This is a genomic window from Leptospira soteropolitanensis (assembly GCF_026151655.1).
GTDB classification, from domain to species: domain Bacteria; phylum Spirochaetota; class Leptospiria; order Leptospirales; family Leptospiraceae; genus Leptospira_A; species Leptospira_A soteropolitanensis.
This window is the reverse complement of sequence record NZ_JAMQPN010000087.1, coordinates 1-887: the sequence shown is the minus strand read 5'-3', so window position 1 is coordinate 887 and position 887 is coordinate 1. Positions and strand designations below refer to the sequence as shown.

The following is an 887-nucleotide window of genomic DNA, read 5'->3' as shown; positions in this document are numbered from 1 at the left end:
GAGAGGAATGTGCCGCAGGCCAAGCGAGGCCTCGTGCCGAAGCGAAGCGTTTCCCCGCTGTTATACGACGTAGCCTATTATTAGATATTAAGTTTAGCTAAAGATTCTAATATTTTCTTTATCTCTTCTAACTTGTATTGTCCTTCCGCTACTCCTATTACGAAGTCATACAATATCTCATTGGGATCAAGTATTTCGTATCCGTTAATATCGAGAAAGACTAATGAAGAAGCCAATGCTACTCGTTTATTTCCATCCAAAAAAGGATGATTTTTGCATAAGTAATATAAATAGGCAGCTGCTCTATGGAATAGAGAAGGGTGTAAACTGATATCATCAAAAGTAGTCATTGGTTGGTTAATGGCTGATTCGAGAAGTCCGTGATCACGAATGCCAGTTGCTCCGCCATAGAGTTCGATTTGATTTTTGTGTATAAGAATTACATCCTCAATAGAGAGAAATATAGTTTCATCCAGCATTATTGCGCAAGTTTTTTGAGTGTTTTGCCGTGAGCTTTATTAATCTTTTCAAGAGATTTTGTAATACTCTTTTCTATCGGTTTTATAATCAAAGATTTGCCATCAGTAGTTACTTCGAGAGTCGAATTTTGATCAATTTTTAAAAGTTCAAGAATCGGTTTCTCAATTACTAAAGCGGAGCTGTTCCCGTGTTGTACTAATTTTTTTAACATGTTTAGCCTGTAATAACAATGTTATAACATTGTATAATCAATTACAATCAGAAATTTTAGTATTTTTATTCGAAATGTTAAAGGAAATTGTAACTTGAATTTTGGTTTCTTTCGCAGTTATTGATCTTTTATCTGTCTTTTTTGCTAATTTTCATGTTAAACATTAATTTTTAGGCTATGTCGTATAACGAACTAG

Annotated in this window: 2 protein-coding genes; both read right to left on the bottom strand. The window is 33.9% G+C overall.

Features of this window, described 5'->3' with window-relative positions:
- Nucleotides 1-80: 80 nt before the first annotated feature.
- The gene (locus ND811_RS19455) at nt 81-479 is read right to left on the bottom strand and encodes a type II toxin-antitoxin system death-on-curing family toxin (protein ID WP_265353621.1); all 399 of its coding nucleotides are present in this window, start codon (nt 477-479) and stop codon (nt 81-83) included.
- Nucleotides 479-691, bottom strand: coding sequence for an AbrB/MazE/SpoVT family DNA-binding domain-containing protein (locus ND811_RS19450; protein WP_015683108.1), 213 nt, complete (start codon nt 689-691; stop codon nt 479-481). Before ND811_RS19450 ends, ND811_RS19455 begins: the two co-directional genes overlap by 1 nt.
- Nucleotides 692-887: the final 196 nt, after the last annotated feature.